At 46.2% G+C, this 20,093-nt stretch carries 17 protein-coding genes; all 17 read right to left on the bottom strand.

Annotation, left to right across the window (positions count from 1 at the left end; translation table 11 throughout):
• Positions 1-39: 39 nt before the first annotated feature.
• The 17 genes from rplB to rplL all read right to left on the bottom strand — a co-directional run bounded on the left by rplB (position 40) and on the right by rplL (position 20,053).
• The gene (rplB, locus tag AC6ESP_RS26065) at positions 40-870 is read right to left on the bottom strand and encodes a 50S ribosomal protein L2 (RefSeq protein ID WP_497099655.1); all 831 of its coding nucleotides are present in this window, start codon (positions 868-870) and stop codon (positions 40-42) included.
• A gap of 17 nt (positions 871-887) precedes the next feature.
• Positions 888-1,181 (bottom strand): 50S ribosomal protein L23, encoded by a 294-nt coding sequence (gene rplW, locus AC6ESP_RS26070; RefSeq protein WP_497099656.1) that lies wholly within the window; start codon positions 1,179-1,181, stop codon positions 888-890.
• Positions 1,181-1,804 carry a 50S ribosomal protein L4 gene (gene rplD, locus AC6ESP_RS26075; RefSeq protein WP_497099657.1) on the bottom strand — a complete coding sequence of 208 codons (624 nt, stop codon included), beginning with the start codon at positions 1,802-1,804 and terminating at the stop codon, positions 1,181-1,183. Before rplD ends, rplW begins: the two co-directional genes overlap by 1 nt.
• Positions 1,805-1,829: 25 nt before the next feature.
• Positions 1,830-2,453 (bottom strand): 50S ribosomal protein L3, encoded by a 624-nt coding sequence (rplC, locus tag AC6ESP_RS26080; protein WP_497099658.1) that lies wholly within the window; start codon positions 2,451-2,453, stop codon positions 1,830-1,832.
• A 40-nt stretch (positions 2,454-2,493) separates the two neighbouring features.
• Positions 2,494-2,802 (bottom strand): 30S ribosomal protein S10, encoded by a 309-nt coding sequence (rpsJ, locus tag AC6ESP_RS26085; protein ID WP_005544556.1) that lies wholly within the window; start codon positions 2,800-2,802, stop codon positions 2,494-2,496.
• 373 nt (positions 2,803-3,175) lie between these two features.
• Positions 3,176-3,970: an ABC transporter ATP-binding protein gene (locus tag AC6ESP_RS26090; RefSeq protein ID WP_497099659.1), complete on the bottom strand. Its 795-nt coding sequence runs from the start codon at positions 3,968-3,970 to the stop codon at positions 3,176-3,178.
• Complete coding sequence (locus AC6ESP_RS26095) at positions 3,970-4,875, bottom strand: ABC transporter permease (RefSeq protein WP_497099660.1); 906 nt, start codon at positions 4,873-4,875, stop codon at positions 3,970-3,972. Before AC6ESP_RS26095 ends, AC6ESP_RS26090 begins: the two co-directional genes overlap by 1 nt.
• Before the next feature lie 71 nt (positions 4,876-4,946).
• Positions 4,947-6,017, bottom strand: coding sequence for an ABC transporter substrate-binding protein (locus AC6ESP_RS26100; protein WP_497099661.1), 1,071 nt, complete (start codon positions 6,015-6,017; stop codon positions 4,947-4,949).
• A 316-nt stretch (positions 6,018-6,333) separates the two neighbouring features.
• A complete protein-coding gene (gene tuf / locus AC6ESP_RS26105) occupies positions 6,334-7,524 on the bottom strand; it encodes an elongation factor Tu (protein WP_497099662.1) in 1,191 nt (396 codons plus the stop codon).
• Positions 7,525-7,643: 119 nt separating this feature from the next.
• Positions 7,644-9,719, bottom strand: a complete 2,076-nt coding sequence (gene fusA / locus AC6ESP_RS26110; RefSeq protein WP_497099663.1) for an elongation factor G — start codon at positions 9,717-9,719, stop codon at positions 7,644-7,646.
• A 59-nt stretch (positions 9,720-9,778) separates the two neighbouring features.
• Positions 9,779-10,249 carry a 30S ribosomal protein S7 gene (rpsG, locus tag AC6ESP_RS26115; RefSeq protein ID WP_497099664.1) on the bottom strand — a complete coding sequence of 157 codons (471 nt, stop codon included), beginning with the start codon at positions 10,247-10,249 and terminating at the stop codon, positions 9,779-9,781.
• 61 nt (positions 10,250-10,310) lie between these two features.
• Positions 10,311-10,730, bottom strand: coding sequence for a 30S ribosomal protein S12 (gene rpsL / locus AC6ESP_RS26120; RefSeq protein WP_114383955.1), 420 nt, complete (start codon positions 10,728-10,730; stop codon positions 10,311-10,313).
• 156 nt (positions 10,731-10,886) lie between these two features.
• Positions 10,887-11,117, bottom strand: coding sequence for a ribosomal L7Ae/L30e/S12e/Gadd45 family protein (locus AC6ESP_RS26125; protein WP_497099665.1), 231 nt, complete (start codon positions 11,115-11,117; stop codon positions 10,887-10,889).
• A gap of 294 nt (positions 11,118-11,411) precedes the next feature.
• A complete protein-coding gene (gene rpoC / locus AC6ESP_RS26130; protein WP_497099666.1) occupies positions 11,412-15,038 on the bottom strand; it encodes a DNA-directed RNA polymerase subunit beta' in 3,627 nt (1,208 codons plus the stop codon).
• Between the two features lie 89 nt (positions 15,039-15,127).
• The gene (rpoB, locus tag AC6ESP_RS26135; RefSeq protein WP_497099667.1) at positions 15,128-18,691 is read right to left on the bottom strand and encodes a DNA-directed RNA polymerase subunit beta; all 3,564 of its coding nucleotides are present in this window, start codon (positions 18,689-18,691) and stop codon (positions 15,128-15,130) included.
• A 310-nt stretch (positions 18,692-19,001) separates the two neighbouring features.
• The gene (locus AC6ESP_RS26140) at positions 19,002-19,598 is read right to left on the bottom strand and encodes a class I SAM-dependent methyltransferase (protein ID WP_497099668.1); all 597 of its coding nucleotides are present in this window, start codon (positions 19,596-19,598) and stop codon (positions 19,002-19,004) included.
• Between the two features lie 95 nt (positions 19,599-19,693).
• Positions 19,694-20,053: a 50S ribosomal protein L7/L12 gene (gene rplL / locus AC6ESP_RS26145; RefSeq protein ID WP_497099669.1), complete on the bottom strand. Its 360-nt coding sequence runs from the start codon at positions 20,051-20,053 to the stop codon at positions 19,694-19,696.
• Positions 20,054-20,093: the final 40 nt, after the last annotated feature.

Genomic DNA, 20,093 nt, shown 5'->3' on the forward strand with positions numbered 1-20,093 from the left:
TCCTCCCTTCGCGGAAACGTAGCTTGTATCAAGCGATTATTACTTCGTACGACGACGAATAATATATTGGCTCGATGCTTTTTTCTTCTTACGCGTTTTGTAACCAAGAGTCGGTTTGCCCCAAGGTGACATAGGGGATTTACGACCGATTGGAGCACGGCCTTCACCACCACCGTGTGGGTGATCGTTAGGGTTCATGACAACGCCGCGAACTTCAGGACGCTTGCCCATCCAACGGGAACGGCCGGCTTTACCGATTTTCACGAGTTCGTGATCTTCGTTACCAACAGAACCGATTGTAGCACGGCAAGTTTTCAGAATGCGACGAACTTCACCGGAAGTCAGACGAATCGATACGTAGTCTTCTTCTTTACCAAGAAGTTGAGCGTTCGTACCAGCTGCGCGTACCAATTGACCGCCTTTGCCTGGTTGCAATTCAATGTTGTGGATAACTGTACCTACTGGAATGTTAGCCAGTGGCAATGCGTTACCAATTTTGATGTCAGCTTCTGGACCGGAAACAACTTGATCTCCGACTTTCAAGCCTTTAGGTGCGATGATGTAAGCTTTCTCACCATCAAGATAATGAATCAAAGCGATATTGGATGTACGGTTCGGATCGTACTCGATCGAAGCTACATTACCAATGATACCGTCTTTGTTACGTTTGAAATCAATTACACGGTATTTACGTTTGTGTCCGCCGCCGTGGTGACGTACCGTAATTTTACCTTGGTTGTTACGACCAGCTCTTTTGAAAAGTGGTGCAAGCAACGATTTCTCCGGTGTGCTTGTTGTGATCTCTTCAAATGTCGATACGGACATATGACGACGAGCTGGAGATGTCGGTTTGTACTTTTTGATTGGCACTTAGATTCCCTCCTTTTCTATACAGACGTTTCAAAGAATTCAAGTTCTTTGCTGTCAGCGCTCAATTGAACGATGGCTTTTTTCCAATCTGGTCTATATCCACTATGTTTACCATAGCGTTTTGGTTTACCAGCAACACGCATTGTGTTAACGCCTGTTACTTTTACTTTGAAGATTTGTTCAATTGCATTTTTGATTTCGGTTTTGTTAGCACGAAGATCGACTTCAAACACATAACGTTTAACAGCCATATAATCGCTCGTGCGCTCCGTAATCACAGGGCGTTTGATAATATCGCGAGGATCTTTCATTACGCAAACACCTCCTGTACTTTCTCTACCGCTTCTTTCGTGATGATGAGCTTGTCATGTACCAAGACATCCAGAACATTAATGCCGTCAGCTGCAACGAATTTAACGCCTGGGATGTTACGAGCAGACAATGCTACGTTATCATCATAGCTAGGCAAAACAACTAGTGCTTTGCGATCAGCTTTCAGGTTGTTAAGGATTGCTGCAAATTCTTTCGTTTTAGGTGATGCTAATGTCAATTGATCAAGAACGATAATTTCGTTAGCGATCACTTTGGAAGACAATGCAGATTTAATCGCCAGACGGCGAACCTTCTTCGGAAGTTTGAAGCCATAAGAGCGTGGAGTCGGTCCGAACACCGTACCACCGCCAACCCATTGTGGAGAGCGTGTGCTACCTTGACGAGCACGGCCAGTACCTTTTTGTTTCCAAGGCTTACGACCGCCGCCGCGTACTTCGGAGCGTCCTTTAGTTTTGTGTGTTCCAGCGCGCTCTGCAGCTTGCTGAAGCACAACAGCGCTATGCAATACATGAGAGTTTGGCTGGATACCGAATACGCTATCTGCCAATTCAAGTTCGCCAACTTGGGAGCCACTCACGTTGTATACTGTTACTTTGGGCATTTCTTGTTCCTCCTTTCTAGAGCAATTATTTCTTAACTGTTTGTTTTACTTTAACGAATCCGTTTTTCGGTCCTGGAATGGAGCCTTTAACGAGCAGTACGTTACGTTCTGCATCTACACGGATAATTTCAAGCTTTTGAATCGTGATTGTTTCGTTACCCATATGTCCTGGAAGGCGTTTGCCTTTCGGTACACGGTTCGCTTGGATAGAACCCATCGAACCTGGTCCACGGTGATAACGCGATCCGTGAGCCATAGGACCCGTGCTTTGTCCCCAACGTTTGATAACGCCGGCAAAGCCTTTACCTTTAGAAATACCCGTTACGTCAACAAATTCGCCCTCTGTGAACAAGTCTGCCTTCACTTCTTGGCCAACTTCATACTCACCTAGATTAATACCGCGAATTTCACGAACGTAGCGCTTAGGAGCCGTATTGGCTTTCTTCGCGTGGCCGATTTCTGGCTTGATTACTCTGCTTTCTTTCTTATCGGAGAAACCGAATTGAACGGCTTCGTAACCATCGTTTTCTTGGTCTTTCTTCTGAAGAACTACACAAGGACCTGCCTCGATAACCGTTACAGGAATAACGTTACCTTCTGGAGTAAATACTTGCGTCATTCCAAGTTTTTTCCCTAAGATACCTTTCATGTTGACACCTCTTTTCCTTCTATAATCAAATTATGCTGTATTACAGTTTGATTTCGATATCTACACCGGATGGTAAATCCAGGCGCATCAGCGCATCAACCGTTTGCGGCGTTGGGTTAACAATGTCGATCAAGCGTTTATGAGTACGCATTTCGAATTGCTCCCGTGAATCCTTGTATTTGTGTACCGCACGCAGAATAGTGATGATTTGCTTCTCTGTAGGAAGCGGAATCGGCCCGGATACACCAGCACCGGAACGTTTTGCAGTTTCTACAATTTTCTCTGCGGACTGGTCAAGAATCCTATGATCGTATGCTTTCAAGCGGATACGAATCTTTTGCTTTGCCATATAAGTCCCTCCTTCTATCGCCCAATTTATTATCGGACATACTCCGTGAGAAAACCCTGATCACATGCCCGACGGCCCCATGGCAAAGGGGCCAGGTGTGTCGGCAACCTCTCACATCATCGCAACGTCACAGACCAACAGTCAATATTATACCGAAACATGTAGGCAAATGCAAGGGATAATTGCATTTTCTTTAATGATTGCTGTTTTATTCGTAAACTTCATTCATTAACGGCCGCTCGGTCAATAACACTTACACTACTGTACTAGATTGGGCATCACATCGTCTAGTGGTAACTTACTCTATATAACTCTATATAATAGAAGAAACGAAAAGACGCTTGCTAGTCGTTGCGTTTCTAATAATGCTGCATTAACCGAGTACCACTCGATCATCAGCCATTTTCTTGCCGCTGATCTGCTCGAATTCACCAAGCAGGCGCTCAACCGTAAGCTCTTTTTTTCGGTCCTCGTTCACTTCAAGAATGATCTTCCCTTTATCCATCATAATCAATCGATTACCAAGTCGGATAGCTTGCTCCATATTGTGAGTAACCATCAGAGTAGTCAAGTTCATTTCGCGCACGAGTGTTTCTGTTAAGGTTGTAATCAACTCAGCTCGCGCTGGATCGAGTGCTGCCGTATGCTCATCCAAGAGCAATATCTGAGGTTTGGTGAATGTAGCCATCAGTAGGCTTAGCGCCTGACGTTCACCGCCTGATAACAATCCAACCTTTGCAGTTAGCCGATTCTCAAGACCAATTCCAAGGCGTGACAGCTGCTCACGAAATATTTTACGGCGATCCCTGTTGATACTTAACGAGAAGCCTCTCTGCTTACCGCGCGTATAGGCCATCGCTAAGTTCTCTTCAATCGACATACGTGGAGCTGTACCTGCCATTGGATCTTGGAACACGCGACCAATCCATTTGCTTCTGCGGTACTCGGGAAGGCTGCTAATATTCTTACCGTCGATCCGCACTTCCCCGATGTCCGGCTTCATAACTCCTGAAATAATGTTCATCAGAGTCGATTTCCCTGCTCCGTTACTGCCAATAACGGTTATGAAATCCCCTGGCTTCATGGCTAGATTAACGCCAACAAGCGCAGTCTTCTCATCTAATGTACCCGGGTTGAACAGCTTCGAGACTTGTGCTATTTCCAGCATCAGCGTTTCCCCACTTTCTGTCCTAAGAGATTGGCTGTTCGCTTACGCGCCAAGCTCTTTTGCTTCCATGACTTCTGCATAGATGGGAATACGAGCGCGATAATAACGATAACTGCCGTTATAAGCTTCAAATCCGAAACCTCAAGGAAATCACTTTGATAAGCAAGACCGATAATGATTCGATAAACAATGGAGCCGAGTATGACGGCGAGTGTCGCTTGAAATACGCTTCTTGCTCCAAACAGCGCTTCACCGATAATGACAGAAGCTAGACCGATAACAATCATACCGACCCCCATCGAGATATCTGCAAATCCGCTTTGCTGAGCAACGAATGAACCAGATAGAGCGACAAGACCGTTCGAGAGCGCTATGCCTAATATTTTAGTTGTGTCCGTGTTCGTACCGAAGCTCCGAATCATTCGTTCATTGTCACCAGTAGCTCTCAAGCTAAGACCTAAATCTGTTTTAAAGAACAGGTCAAGCAGCAGCTTGATGACTATAACGATAATCGGCATAATCAGGAGAACCTTTACGCCCGAGAATATCGTTGAAATATCTGAACCCATCAGTCCAATATTAGGCTTGCCCATGATTCTCATATTAATGGAATACAAAGCAATCATCATCAGAATACCGGACAACAGCCCGTTAATTTTACCTTTTGTATGCAATAGGCCCGTTATAGCACCTGCGACAGCTCCGGCGCCAAATGCCGCAAGACAGGCCAACCATGGCGAAGTGCCGTTCGTAATAAGAACTGCTGCTACCCCTGCTCCTGTTGTGAAGCTTGCATCAACTGTAAGATCGGGGAAATCAAGAATGCGAAATGTAATGTAGACACCTAGAGCCATAAGCGAGTAGAGCAAGCCTAGCTCAAAAGCGCCATTTAACCATACTGGCACCGGGGCACCTCCTCCAATAAAATTGAAAACGAGATGAACTTAAGGAACGTTCACCTCGTTCTCACAGCTATTTATTCAATAATGTTGTTGGCTGCATCTTTCACTCCAGCCTTCATTGCGTCTGTTACTGTAATTCCTTGATCAGCCGCCGCTTTCAAGTTAAGGATCAGATCAAGCTTGTCTGGAACCGTTACTGTCATCTCACCTGGATTTTTGCCATTCAAGATTTCAGCAGCCATTTGACCAACTTGGTAGCCATGATCATAATATTTGAAGCCTACTGTTGCAAAGGCACCACTTTCTACTGTGTCACGATCGCTGGAGAAGAACGGAATCTGATTTTCTTTCGCAAGCTGCAGCAAAGCGTCAACGCCCGATACAACCACATTGTCCAAAGTAATGAACATAGCATCTACTTTACCGACAAGTGATTCGCCAGCTTGTTTCACCTCAGAGGTATTGGTAACGGGCGCTTCAATCAATTCGATATTATGTTTAGCCAATGCTTGCTTCGCATTTGCTGTCATAACAACCGCATTCGGCTCACCTTTGTTAATGACGATACCGACCTTCTTCACATCAGGGAAATTAGCAGCGATGAAATCCATCAATTGAATGACAGCTTCAGGATTCGTATCGGAGGCACCAGTAACGTTACCGCCTGGTGCTTCAAGATTAGTTACAAGTTTCGCATCAAGCGGGTCTGTTACTGCTGCGAACAAAACAGGAGCTGTGTTCCCTGCTTTAGTGTAAGCTTGTACAAGTGCTTGAGCCGACATCGTAGCAATACCAAGAGCCAGATCTGCCTTTGCTCCTGCGATTTTTTGTGCAACGGAAAGGTTGTTCGTCTGATCACCTTGTGCTGTATTGAAATCTACAGTTAAGTTTTCCCCGTCAACAAAGCCTGCATCCTTCAATGCAGCAAGAAAACCTTCACGAGTCGCATCAAGCGATGGATGCTCTACGATTTGAGAAATGGAAATCTTGTATTGTTTGTTATCTTCAGGTGCTTGTGTAGCTGTGTTCTCAGTGCCGGAGGCTGCATTGTTGCCTCCGTTTGCATTGTTCTCTACTTTGTTACCGCAAGCCGCGACCACTAATAGTAGAATCAGAGCGAACGGTATCAACCATTTTTTGTTCATCTTTAAATAACCCCTCTCATTGTCGACTAATTATTTCGCATATTAAAATTACCGTTACAGCAATGCATTGTTGCATTACTTCAATAAAGTATATGGAAATATCAAGACATTTCTAGTCACGTACATTACTGACTTTATTAATTTAATATTAAGTGTGCTTGTCAGTCACGTCAATCCTTATATTACAGGAAATATTAAGAATCATTCTAATTGAAATAATAGAACAACCACACCCTACCTTAACAAAAAAGAAGGCTATCCCGAGCAAGCTCAGAATAGCCTTCTTAAACTTCCATGCGGCTGAAGCCGCGTGGAATTATTTTTGGATTGTTGCTACAGCGCCAGCGCCTACAGTACGGCCGCCTTCACGAATGGAGAAACGAGTTCCCTCTTCAACAGCGATTGGAGCGATAAGCTCAACAGTAACTGTGATGTTGTCGCCAGGCATAACCATTTCAGTACCTTCTGGAAGGTTAACGATACCTGTTACGTCAGTTGTACGGAAGTAGAACTGTGGACGGTAACCTGTGAAGAAAGGTTTGTGACGTCCGCCCTCTTCTTTAGTAAGAACGTAGATTTGTGCAGTGAAGTTAGTGTGTGGTTTAACCGAACCCGGTTTAGCCAATACTTGTCCACGCTCAATATCTTTACGGTCTACACCACGAAGCAAAGCTCCGATGTTGTCGCCCGCTTGTGCGGAATCCATCAATTTACGGAACATCTCAACGCCCGTAACTACGGATTTACGAGTTTCTTCAGCAAGACCAACGATTTCGATCTCGTCGCCTACTTTTACTACGCCACGATCGATACGGCCAGTTGCTACTGTACCACGACCAGTGATTGTGAATACATCCTCGACAGGCATAAGGAAAGGCTTAGCTGTGTCGCGCTCTGGAGTTGGGATGTAAGTGTCAACTTGCTCGAAGAGCTCGATGATTTTTTCTGCCCACTCGCCATCTGGGTTTTGCAGAGCTTCACGCGCTGCGCCACGGATGATTGGAGTGTCGTCGCCTGGGAATTCATACTCGGAAAGAAGGTCGCGAACTTCCATCTCAACAAGCTCAAGAAGCTCTTCGTCTTCAACCATGTCGCATTTGTTCAGGAATACAACGATGTAAGGTACGCCTACTTGACGGGAAAGCAGGATGTGCTCACGCGTTTGCGGCATAGGGCCGTCAGCTGCGGATACAACCAGGATTGCTCCGTCCATTTGAGCAGCACCAGTGATCATGTTCTTAACGTAGTCGGCGTGACCTGGGCAGTCAACGTGAGCGTAGTGACGGTTAGGAGTCTCATACTCAACGTGAGCTGTCGAGATCGTGATACCACGCTCGCGCTCTTCTGGAGCTTTATCGATTTGGTCAAATGCAATTGCTGCACCGCCGTATTTTTTGGAAAGTACAGTTGTGATAGCAGCAGTCAAAGTCGTTTTACCGTGGTCGACGTGACCAATTGTACCGATATTAACGTGCGGTTTGTTACGTTCAAATTTAGCCTTTGCCATTGAACTTAATCCTCCTTATTAATTCTAAAGTTATATGTGTGGGCCAATCATCTACGCTTATATTCTAAGTGGAGATGACGGCCGATGCAAACCTAATCATTTCACATAGATGCTAATTATTAAGCACCTTTGTTTTTAGCAATGATTTCTTCCGAGATCGAACGTGGTACTTCTTCATAGTGCGAAAGCTCCATGGAGAATACGCCACGACCTTGTGTACCCGAACGAAGTGTTGTGGAGTAACCAAACATCTCAGCGAGAGGCACCTTAGCACGGATGATTTGAGCGCCTGCGCGCGAATCCATACCTTCGATACGTCCACGACGGGAGTTAAGCATACCCATTACGTCGCCCATGTACTCTTCTGGAACAGTTACTTCTACTTTCATGATTGGCTCAAGCAGGACAGGCTTACACTTGTCTTTAGCTGCTTTAAGTGCCATCGATCCAGCAATTTTGAACGCCATCTCCGAGGAGTCGACATCATGATAAGATCCGTCAACAACAACCGCTTTAACATCAACGAGTGGGAAGCCAGCGATAACACCGTTCTTCATGGACTCTTCGATACCAGCTTGAATTGGAGCGATGAATTCACGAGGAATCGATCCACCAACTGTTTTGTTTTCGAAAATAAATCCTGTGCCTGGCTCTTGCGGAGTGAATTCAACCCAACAATGACCATATTGACCTTTACCACCGGACTGACGAACGAACTTACCTTCAACCTTCGCAGCTTCACGGAACGTCTCACGGTAAGCAACTTGAGGCTTACCAACGTTTGTTTCAACTTTGAATTCACGGAACATACGGTCAACGAGGATCTCAAGGTGAAGCTCACCCATACCAGAGATAATAGTCTGGTTAGTCTCTTCGTCAGTATGTGCGCGGAAAGTAGGATCTTCTTCAGCAAGCTTGGAGATCGCAATGCCGAGTTTATCTTGGTCAGCTTTCGTTTTTGGTTCGATAGCAACCGAGATAACCGGTTCTGGGAAGTTCATCGATTCGAGAACAATTGGATGTTTCTCATCGCAAAGCGTGTCGCCAGTAATCGTATCTTTAAGACCGACTGCAGCAGCGATATCGCCTGAATAAACTTCGCCAATCTCTTGACGGCTGTTCGCGTGCATTTGGAGAATCCGACCAATCCGCTCACGTTTGTTCTTCGATGCATTCAGAACATATGAACCGGATTTAAGGACACCAGAGTATACGCGGAAGAACGTCAAGCGACCCACATAAGGGTCAGTCATGATTTTGAATGCAAGTGCTGCGAAAGGAGCTTCATCAGATGATGGACGCTCTCCTTCTTCACCCTCTTCTGTAGTACCTTTAATTGCAGGTACATCCAGTGGAGATGGAAGATAATCAACAACAGCATCAATCATCAATTGAACACCTTTATTGCGGTACGAAGAGCCTGCAACTACTGGGAAGATTTTAACTTCACAAACGCCTTTACGAAGCGCTGCTTTGATTTCTGGAATAGTGATTTCTTCACCCTCCAGATATTTCATCGTTAAATCTTCATCCAGCTCTGCAACCTTTTCGATCAATTCCGTACGAAGCGCTTCAACTTGTTCAGAATACTCTGCAGGAATCTCGATTTGCTCAGGATCTTTCCCGAGATCATCTTTGTACTTATATGCTACGCGTTCAACGATGTCGATAACGCCTACGAAATCACTCTCAGCGCCCATCGGCAATTGGATTGCAACAGCATTAGCTTGCAGACGCTCACGCATGTCTTTGATAACATTCAGATAGTCTGCGCCAATGATGTCCATTTTGTTAATGTAAGCAATCCGTGGAACGTTGTAACGATCAGCTTGACGCCATACGGTTTCAGATTGAGGCTCAACGCCTTCTTTTGCACTGAAAACCCCAACGGCCCCGTCCAATACGCGCAGGGAGCGCTCAACTTCTACTGTGAAGTCAACGTGTCCCGGGGTGTCGATAATATTGATACGGTAACCCTTCCATTGAGCAGTCGTCGCAGCAGACGTAATCGTAATGCCACGCTCTTGCTCTTGTTCCATCCAGTCCATTGTCGCAGCGCCTTCATGCACTTCGCCAATTTTATGAGTACGGCCTGTATAGAACAAGATACGCTCAGTTGTAGTCGTTTTACCAGCATCAATATGCGCCATAATCCCGATATTGCGCGTATTGTTCAAGGAGAACTCTCTTGCCATGAATTTGTCTCCTCTCTTGTTTTAAAATCATCTTTAACGATGATATCGCGGTCAGAATTCTACCAGCGGTAGTGTGCAAACGCTTTGTTCGCTTCTGCCATTTTGTGTGTATCTTCACGTTTTTTCACGGAAGCACCAGTGTTATTGGAAGCATCTGTGATTTCAGCAGCCAAACGCTCTTCCATCGTTTTTTCGCCGCGGTTACGTGAATAGTTCACGAGCCAACGGAGACCAAGCGATGTACGGCGCTCAGGTTTAACTTCGATCGGCACTTGGTAGTTGGCACCGCCGACACGGCGTGCTTTAACCTCAAGTACTGGCATAATATTTTTCAGAGCTGCTTCGAACACTTCCATCGGATCTTTACCCGTGCGTTCTTGAATCAGCTTGAAGGCATCATACAACAGTGTTTGAGCAACACCGCGTTTGCCATCGATCATAATACGGTTGATGAGACGCGTTACCAGTTTGCTATTATAAACCGGATCCGGAAGCACATCACGTTTTGTTACAGGACCTTTGCGTGGCATGAGAAAGTCCCCCTTTCTTAGATAGTTTGATCATCTAGCATGCATGATAGCAATGCTTCTATTACTTTTTAACTTTAGGGCGTTTAGTACCGTATTTCGAACGAGATTGGTTACGGTTGTTAACTCCCGCTGTGTCCAATGCTCCGCGAACGATATGGTAACGTACACCCGGAAGGTCTTTTACCCGTCCACCACGAATCAATACAACGCTGTGCTCTTGAAGGTTATGTCCGATACCCGGAATGTAAGCCGTCACCTCTACGCGGTTCGTCAGACGAACACGAGCATATTTACGAAGTGCGGAGTTCGGTTTTTTCGGAGTCATTGTGCCTACACGAGTGCACACACCGCGTTTTTGCGGAGCGCTGATGTTCGTTGCTTCACGTTTTAGGGCGTTAAAGCCTTTTTGCAAAGCTGGCGATTTCGATTTTACGACTTTAGCTTGGCGTCCTTTACGGACTAGCTGGTTAATTGTTGGCATGTTGCCACCCCCTTCCCATGATTCATGTCTACTTTATGGCAAGACATTTTACCCAAAAATTAAGCCCACAGATCCAGGCGAATCATAAAAGAACAAATAAAAATTCTTGTCAGCCCATTATCTTTCAATCATGCACCAACAAAAATGGTTTTTTCTTTATTCTTCGTCATTAATGAGCGCTGCCATAGCGGCTCCGACATCTATCCCGCAGGTTTCCCCGAGGTCTATCATGGTATCGACCCATTGAATGGGAACACTCGACCGCTCACACAGATGAACTATCTTCTCTTTCATCCGCGGATCTGCATCACGAGCCACATAGACTTCGATAGCTTTTTTCAGCTCAAGCATCTTCGTCGTCTGTTTCGCGCCGACCTTAAACTGCATGAAATCACCTATCCTTTTGAAGTAGAGGGATCACACAATTAGGCACACTTCGATATATTATCACCTACAGCCCAAAGGTGTCAAGTGACTTTGTCTATATCGTTGATGCAAAGTTTTGGTTATTACCACTATAGGTAATCCACACAAGTTAAATCCGATATACTTTACAAAAATAAAGTACAAGGGAACTATAAAATCAATCATTTATAGTCCCTATACTCTATGAAAGAGCGGGTCACTTTGCATGTGCTAAGCACTGCAAAGATAACCACGCTCTTCGCTTATTGCAGACTGTTATTCAATCGTTACAGCTTCCGATTCCAGCTCGCCTTGATCGGCTGCTTCTGGCTCATCTTCCATACCGACCAGCTTAATGCTGCGGTAACGATTCATACCTGTACCGGCAGGAATCAACTTACCGATAATAACATTTTCTTTCAACCCAAGCAACTGGTCGACTTTACCTTTGATAGCAGCGTCAGTCAATACACGAGTTGTCTCTTGGAACGATGCCGCTGACAAGAACGAATCCGTCTCAAGGGATGCTTTCGTAATACCGAGCAATACCGGCTTAGCAACTGCAGGCTCAAGACCTGCAAAGATGGCTTCACGGTTGGCTGCCTCATATTCATGAATTTCGGCAAACGCACCAGGCAAGAGCGTTGTATCACCAGCGTCTACGATACGGATTTTACGGAGCATTTGCTTAACCATGACTTCAACGTGCTTGTCATTGATTTCTACCCCTTGGTTCCGGTAAACGCGTTGTACTTCTTGCAGGATGTAGTTCTGAACGCCGCGGATACCTTTAATACGCAGCATTTCTTTCGGATCGATCGATCCGTCCGTCAGCTCGTCTCCGGCTTCCACTTGCTGTCCTTGGGTTACACGGATACGCGAACCGTACGTAATAGCGTACACTTTCGATTCCGCTTCACCTTGAACTTCAATCTCACGACGATCTTTTGCTTCGCGAATTTCTTTGACGACACCGTCAAGCTCAGTAATAATCGCTTGACCTTTCGGATTACGCGCCTCGAAGAGCTCTTGGATACGCGGCAAACCTTGCGTAATATCATCACCGGCTACACCACCGGTATGGAACGTACGCATCGTCAATTGTGTTCCTGGCTCACCGATGGATTGTGCTGCAATAATACCTACTGCTTCACCAATCTCAACGTGCTTGCCAGTTGCAAGGTTACGACCATAACATACTTTACATACGCCATGACGAGCCCGGCAGCTAAGCACAGAACGAATCTGAAGCTTTTCAATACCAGCGTCAATAATCGCATCTGCTTTGGAAGAGTCAATAAGCTCGCTCTTCTTAACGATAACCTCACCTGTTTGCGGGTGACGCAGCGTCTCGAATGCGTAGCGTCCTTCAATACGGTCATAGAGATCCTCAATAACCTCTTTACCGTCTTGAATTTTGCTAACGGAGAAGCCTTTATCCGTACCACAATCGTCTTCACGCACAATGACGTCCTGTGCAACGTCTACCAGACGACGAGTCAGGTAGCCTGAGTCAGCAGTCCGTAGTGCCGTATCGGCAAGACCTTTACGAGCACCATGCGTCGAGATAAAGTACTCGAGTACGGTGAGGCCTTCACGGAAGTTCGATTTGATTGGCAACTCGATGATACGACCCGATGGATTGGCCATCAGACCCCGCATGCCGCCGAGCTGGGCAATCTGTGATTTGTTACCCCGTGCTTTGGAGTCAACCATGAGCATGATGGAATTGTAACGATCCATCGACTTCATGAGGATATCCGTAATTTGATCTTTGGCTTTGCTCCAAATTTCAATAACACGGTCATAACGCTCTTCGTTCGTGATTAGACCACGACGATATTGTGTCATAACGACAGATACTTTTGCATCGGAATCTTTCAGGATGGCTACTTTCTCTTCTGGCACGACAACGTCAGAGACGGATACCGTAATACCTGCACGCGTAGAGTAAGTGAAGCCGAGTTGTTTAATCCTATCAAGAATTATCGATGTTAAAGTTGTATGGTATATACGGAAGCACTCGCCGATAATATTACCCAAGTACTCCTTACCAACGCCGCCAGCAATTGGCAATTCGTCAACGATCTTGTTCAGATCGCTACCTTTTTCGTATACGAAATATTTATCCGGAGTTCCTTGCAGCAAGTTCACTTTCGTAGCTTCGTTGATGTAAGGGAAATCTTCCGGGAAGATTTCATTGAAGATTACTTTACCAACCGTTGTAGACAACAGAGATTGCTGTTGCTTCTCGGAGAAGATTGTTTTCTTCAGCACTTTAACTGGGATGAAAATACGCGCATGCAGAGAAACAATACCGCGTTGATAAGCGGAGATCGCTTCATTAACGGTTGCGAATACCGAACCGCTGCCTTTTGCTTCTTTGTTATCCATAGTCAAGTAGTAGCTGCCGAGAACCATATCCTGCGATGGCGTAACAACCGGCTTGCCGTCTTTCGGGTTCAAGATGTTACCTGATGCTAGCATGAGCAAACGGGCTTCAGCCTGTGCTTCTGCTGACAACGGAACGTGTACGGCCATTTGGTCACCGTCGAAGTCCGCATTATATGCAGTACATACGAGCGGGTGAAGCTTAATGGCGCGACCTTCAACCAGAATCGGTTCGAACGCTTGGATACCAAGACGGTGAAGGGTCGGGGCACGGTTGAGTAGAACCGGATGCTCCTTGATTACTTCTTCAAGAACGTCCCACACTTCAGGGCTTACGCGCTCAACCTTGCGTTTCGCACTCTTAATGTTGTGAGCAAGTCCTTTGTTAACTAGCTCCTTCATAACGAACGGCTTGAACAGCTCTAGAGCCATTTCCTTCGGAAGTCCGCATTGGAACATCTTCAGGTTAGGACCTACAACGATAACCGAACGGCCAGAGTAGTCAACCCGTTTACCGAGCAAGTTCTGACGGAAACGGCCTTGTTTACCTTTCAGCATGTGGCTGAGAGATTTCAAAGGACGGTTACCTGGTCCTGTTACCGGACGTCCACGACGACCGTTATCGATCAATGCATCTACTGCTTCTTGAAGCATACGCTTCTCGTTCTGAACAATAATGTCAGGAGCTCCAAGGTCAAGCAGACGTTTCAACCGGTTGTTCCGGTTAATAACGCGGCGGTACAAGTCATTGAGGTCAGACGTAGCGAACCGTCCGCCATCAAGCTGAACCATCGGACGCAATTCAGGAGGAATAACAGGAAGAACATCGAGAATCATCCATTCTGGCTCATTGCCAGAGTTACGGAATGCTTCAATTACTTCCAAACGCTTGATAGCACGATTACGACGCTGCCCTTGAGCAGTGCGCAGTTCCTCTTTCAGCGTTTCTAGTTCTTTCTCCACATCGATATCTTGTAGAAGCTTCTTGACGGCTTCAGCACCCATGCCAGCGTGGAATCCGTAGCCGTATTTTTCACGGTAGCTGCGGTATTCTTTCTCCGACAATAGCTGTTTTTTCTCAAGCGGCGTATCACCGGGATCAGTGACAACATAAGATGCAAAATAGATAATCTCCTCGAGTGAACGAGGCGACATGTCCAGAGCCAGACCCATACGGCTTGGAATTCCTTTGAAGTACCAAATGTGGGATACCGGAGCAGCAAGCTCGATATGACCCATACGCTCACGACGTACTTTCGCACGGGTTACTTCTACGCCGCAGCGATCACAGACAACGCCTTTATAGCGAACACGCTTGTATTTACCACAATGGCATTCCCAGTCTTTAGTAGGTCCAAAAATTTTCTCGCAGAAGAGCCCTTCCTTCTCCGGTTTTAAGGTCCTATAGTTGATCGTCTCCGGTTTTTTAACTTCTCCGCGGGACCAAGAACGAATTTTATCCGGCGAGGCAAGCCCGATTTTCATATACTCGAAGTTGTTCACGTCCAACAAGGAGCAACCCTCCTTCGTCATGTATGGCTATGTCATGCAATTTAACGGCTGCGCGTCCGCGTATTACGGACGGGCAGCCAGCAGTCATCTTATTCGGCCCCAACTTCAGAGCCTTCCAGATTCAGGTTGAGCTTATCGCTTGCACCCTCATCTTCATCATCTATTTCTTTCATCTCGATCTCTTCTTCATTCTCGGACAGGATCTTAACATCCATACCCAAGCTTTGAAGTTCTTTGATCAATACTTTGAATGACTCTGGAACGCCTGGCTCCGGAACATTCTCACCTTTGACAATAGATTCATAGGTTTTCACCCGGCCGACAACGTCATCGGATTTAACCGTAAGAATCTCTTGAAGCGTGTAGGCTGCGCCGTATGCCTCAAGCGCCCATACTTCCATCTCCCCGAAGCGTTGTCCACCGAATTGCGCTTTACCACCGAGTGGCTGCTGCGTAACGAGGGAGTAAGGTCCAGTAGAGCGGGCATGGATTTTATCGTCTACCATGTGCGCTAGCTTGATCATGTACATAACGCCAACCGTAACTTCACGCTCGAACGACTCACCAGTACGGCCATCGTAGAGCACGGTTTTACCGTTACGCTGCATGCCAGCTTCTTCCATGGCATCAAATACGTCATACTCATGAGCTCCGTCGAATACCGGCGTTGCTGCATGAAGTCCGAGTTGCTTACAAGCCATACCAAGATGGACTTCCAGCACTTGACCGATGTTCATCCGTGAAGGTACGCCGAGCGGGTTAAGCACGACTTCAACAGGAGTTCCATCAGGTAGGAATGGCATATCTTCCTCCGGCATAATACGGGCGATAACCCCTTTATTACCGTGGCGTCCTGCCATTTTGTCCCCTTCAGAGATTTTACGTTTCTGTGCAATGTATACACGAACAAGTTGATTCACGCCTGGTGGCAGTTCATCACCGTTCTCACGTGTAAACACTTTAACGTCAACGACGATACCGTCAGTACCATGCGGTACGCGAAGCGATGTATCACGCACTTCACGAGCCTTCTCGCCGAAGATTGCGTGAAGCAAGCGTTCTTCCGCTGTAAGCTCTGTTACACCTTTAGGTGTTACCTTACCTACAAGGATATCGCCTGCGCCGATCTCAGCACCAACACGGATAATGCCTCGTTCGTCGAGATTTTTGAGCGCTTCTTCACCGACATTCGGAATGTCACGAGTGATTTCTTCTGGTCCGAGCTTCGTATCACGAGCTTCCGATTCATATTCTTCAATGTGAATGGACGTGTATACGTCTTCCTTCACTAGCTTTTCGCTAAGAAGAATAGCATCCTCGTAGTTGTACCCTTCCCAAGTCATGAACGCAACGACTACGTTACGACCAAGTGCCAACTCGCCTTGTTCAGTTGAAGGACCATCAGCGAGAATATCGCCTTTCTTGATCACTTCGCCTTTCTTAACGATAGGACGTTGGTTAATACATGTACCTTGGTTAGAGCGCATGTACTTGTGAAGCTTATGCTTGATCAGATCGCCAGTAACTGGCTTGCCGTCAATCAGTTCTACACGACGTACCCAAATTTCATTAGCTGATACGCGCTCGATAACACCATCATGCTTGGAAACGACGCATACGCCTGAATCCTTCGCCGACTTGTGCTCCATACCTGTACCGACAAGCGGAGCTTTCGGAATCAAGAGCGGTACGGCTTGACGCTGCATGTTCGATCCCATGAGGGCACGGTTGGAGTCATCATTCTCAAGGAACGGAATGAGTGCCGTCGCAACCGATACTACCTGCTTAGGTGATACGTCCATGTAGTCAACGCGATCACTTGGCATCGTAAGAATGTTATCTGCTTGGATATTGTAACGAACGATTACACTATCCTCAGCAAATCTACCGTCTGGAGCTAGCTTCGCATTCGCTTGTGCGACTACGTAGTTATATTCCTCATCAGCAGTCAAGTAAGAAATCTGTTCTGTTACAATTCCCGTCTTCGGATCTACCCAACGGTAAGGAGCCTCAATGAAGCCATACTCGTTAATACGGGCAAAAGAGGATAAGGAGTTGATCAGACCGATATTCGGTCCCTCAGGCGTCTCAATCGGGCACATACGGCCGTAGTGAGAGTTATGAACGTCACGAACCTCGAAGCCTGCGCGTTCCCGCGTCAAACCGCCGGGTCCTAGTGCGGACAGACGACGTTTGTGTGTCAGCTCAGCAAGCGGGTTCGTCTGATCCATAAACTGCGAGAGCTGTGATGAACCGAAGAACTCTTTAATCGAAGCGATAACCGGTCTGATGTTAATCAGCGCTTGCGGCGTAATCGCATTCGCGTCTTGAATGGACATTCTCTCACGCACAACGCGCTCCATCCGGGACAAACCGATCCGGAATTGGTTCTGCAGAAGCTCGCCTACTGAACGAAGACGACGGTTACCAAGGTGGTCAATGTCATCTGTGCTTCCTACGCCATGCAAGAGGTTGATGAAGTAGTTAATGGACGAAATAATATCCGCAGGTGTAATATGCTTCACAGACTTATCAATAACCCCGTTAGCAATTACTTTAATAACCTTCGATTCGTCAATTGGTGAGAATACACTAATCGCTTGTAGTGGAATACTATCAGCATCCAGAACACCATTAGCGACATGGTATGTTTTGAAGCCGACGTTCTTCTCAAGCTTATCAAGAATTTCATCAAGCAGACGACGATCAATCATCTGACCAGCTTCCGCGATGATTTCCCCAGTAGACGGATCAACAAGTGTCTCCGCCAAGCGTTGATTGAACAGACGGTTCTTAATATGAAGCTTTTTGTTTATTTTGTAACGGCCAACATTGGCCAGATCGTATCGTTTTGGATCAAAGAAGCGAGCAACTAGCAAGCTCTTCGCATTATCCAACGTCGGTGGCTCACCTGGACGAAGGCGTTCATAAATCTCGATCAACGCTTTCTCCGTGGAATCCGTGTTGTCTTTGTCCAGCGTGTTAAGAATATACTCGTCATGTCCGAGCAATTCTAGAATTTCTGCGTCAGTCCCAAAACCAAGTGCACGCAAAAGCACCGTCACCGGTATTTTCCGGGTCCGGTCAATACGAACGTAGATGATATCCTTTGCATCCGTCTCGAGCTCCAACCAAGCTCCACGATTCGGAATTACGGTAGCTGTGTATGCTCTCTTCCCGTTCTTGTCAACCTTCGTGCTGAAGTACACACTTGGGGATCGAACCAATTGGCTGACAATTACCCGCTCCGCTCCGTTAATAATAAACGTACCGGTCTCGGTCATCAGCGGGAAGTCACCCATAAACACTTCTTGTTCCTTCACTTCGCCGGTTTCCTTATTGAAGAGCCGTACTTTAACGCGCAGTGGAGCTGCATACGTCACATCGCGTTCCTTTGATTCATCGACCGAATATTTCGGTTCGCCCAAGCTATAGTCGATAAACTCAAGCGATAGATTGCCCGTAAAGTCCTGAATCGGCGAAATATCCTGGAACAACTCAAGCAAGTCGTTATCCAAGAATTTTTCGTACGATTTTTGTTGGATTTCAATCAGGTTCGGGACTTCCAGCACCTCGTTGATCCGGGCGTAACTTCTCCGCGTGCGCCGACCATACTGAACAAGTTGTCCTGCCAACTTAACCTCACCCCTCATGTCTGTCTCACAGCATCGATACTACTGCGTCACTACTTTACTATTTCAAATAAAGAAAAGCCCTTATCGAATAGTTCGAAAAAAGAGCATGTTCCGCAAGTCAACCAAGCGCAGCACGGCGCGATGGTACCATATCAAGTAATTTTGCCCAAAATGTAAACATTATACGTCAATTGCACATTTTCTATGCATTCTGCGCTTAAAAATCGCTATTGACATTTTAGTTAACTAAAGAGATTGAGCCCAATTTAATGCTGACATTTTATAATATTACCATATACAGAAAGTCAAGTCAAGAAAAAAGTCTGACCTATTTTTTTGCCAATAAAATCCTGTAGCCTTTGTCTTTTGTAACTTCCTCTACTTCATTAAATAACGACTGCAGCTTAGCCTCTGCGGATGGTGCGCCCTGCTTTTTTTGAATGACCACCCACATAATCCCACCGGGAGCAAGCAGCTCATAGCCTTCTTCAAAAATACGGTGAACGACCTGTTTGCCAGCACGAATGGGTGGGTTCGTAAGAATAACATCATACGTATTGCCTCTTACAGCCTCATAGATATCACTCTGAAGGATAGTCACATTAGCAATGCCATTGAGCTGTGCATTCTCCCGCGACAACTCCACTGCTCTCTCATTAATATCAATCATCGTCACATGCCCCTCAGATGCAAGCTTAGCAGCCGTTAGTCCAATGGGACCATAACCACATCCAACATCGAGCACTTTTGCGGTTGACGCGAATTGTATCGCATTAAGCAGAACACGGCTCCCATAATCGACACCTGATTTCGAAAAAACGCCTGCATCCGTCACAAATTTCAGTGCATAGCCGCGAAGCTCGGCTTGATGAATGTGCCGATCATGCTTTACTCCCGGAGTTCGGGAATAGTAGTGGTCCGACATTATTAATTCCCTCCTGCCTGAAATAAGAGCTAGAACATACAACGAACCCCTTGAAACGTAACGTTTCAAGGGGCCCGTTATCTAGTTGAAGCGAATTACTTCACTTCTACAGAAGCGCCTGCTTCTTCAAGCTTAGCTTTAACAGCTTCTGCTTCTTCTTTAGCAACGCCTTCTTTGATTGCTTTTGGTGCGTTGTCAACAAGGTCTTTCGCTTCTTTCAGGCCAAGACCTGTGATTTCGCGAACAACTTTGATAACGTTGATTTTGGAAGCGCCAGCGCCGTTCAAGATAACGCTGAATTCAGTTTGCTCAGCTACTTCAGCTGCGCCGCCAGCTGCAGCTGCAACTGGTGCAGCAGCAGTAACGCCGAATTCTTCTTCAATTGCTTTAACAAGATCGTTCAGTTCAAGAACGGACATAACTTTAATTGCTTCTAAGATTTGCTCTTTAGACATGGTTATACCTCCAGGAATGGTTTTAGTTTTTTTTTGGTTT

The sequence above is a fragment of the Paenibacillus xinjiangensis genome, assembly GCF_059686975.1.

What these genes read in the sequence shown, in the direction of transcription:
- rplW (WP_497099656.1), bottom strand. Translation starts at nt 1,181, where the DNA reads ATGAAAGATCCTCGCGATATTATCAAACGCCCTGTGATTACGGAGCGC.
- rplD (WP_497099657.1), bottom strand. Translation starts at nt 1,804, where the DNA reads ATGCCCAAAGTAACAGTATACAACGTGAGTGGCTCCCAAGTTGGCGAA.
- rplC (WP_497099658.1), bottom strand. Translation starts at nt 2,453, where the DNA reads ATGAAAGGTATCTTAGGGAAAAAACTTGGAATGACGCAAGTATTTACT.
- rpsJ (WP_005544556.1), bottom strand. Translation starts at nt 2,802, where the DNA reads ATGGCAAAGCAAAAGATTCGTATCCGCTTGAAAGCATACGATCATAGG.
- AC6ESP_RS26090 (WP_497099659.1), bottom strand. Translation starts at nt 3,970, where the DNA reads ATGCTGGAAATAGCACAAGTCTCGAAGCTGTTCAACCCGGGTACATTA.
- AC6ESP_RS26100 (WP_497099661.1), bottom strand. Translation starts at nt 6,017, where the DNA reads ATGAACAAAAAATGGTTGATACCGTTCGCTCTGATTCTACTATTAGTG.
- tuf (WP_497099662.1), bottom strand. Translation starts at nt 7,524, where the DNA reads ATGGCAAAGGCTAAATTTGAACGTAACAAACCGCACGTTAATATCGGT.
- fusA (WP_497099663.1), bottom strand. Translation starts at nt 9,719, where the DNA reads ATGGCAAGAGAGTTCTCCTTGAACAATACGCGCAATATCGGGATTATG.
- rpsG (WP_497099664.1), bottom strand. Translation starts at nt 10,249, where the DNA reads ATGCCACGCAAAGGTCCTGTAACAAAACGTGATGTGCTTCCGGATCCG.
- rpsL (WP_114383955.1), bottom strand. Translation starts at nt 10,730, where the DNA reads ATGCCAACAATTAACCAGCTAGTCCGTAAAGGACGCCAAGCTAAAGTC.
- AC6ESP_RS26125 (WP_497099665.1), bottom strand. Translation starts at nt 11,117, where the DNA reads ATGCAGTTTAAGGTCGGCGCGAAACAGACGACGAAGATGCTTGAGCTG.
- rpoB (WP_497099667.1), bottom strand. Translation starts at nt 18,691, where the DNA reads ATGAGGGGTGAGGTTAAGTTGGCAGGACAACTTGTTCAGTATGGTCGG.
- AC6ESP_RS26140 (WP_497099668.1), bottom strand. Translation starts at nt 19,598, where the DNA reads ATGTCGGACCACTACTATTCCCGAACTCCGGGAGTAAAGCATGATCGG.
- rplL (WP_497099669.1), bottom strand. Translation starts at nt 20,053, where the DNA reads ATGTCTAAAGAGCAAATCTTAGAAGCAATTAAAGTTATGTCCGTTCTT.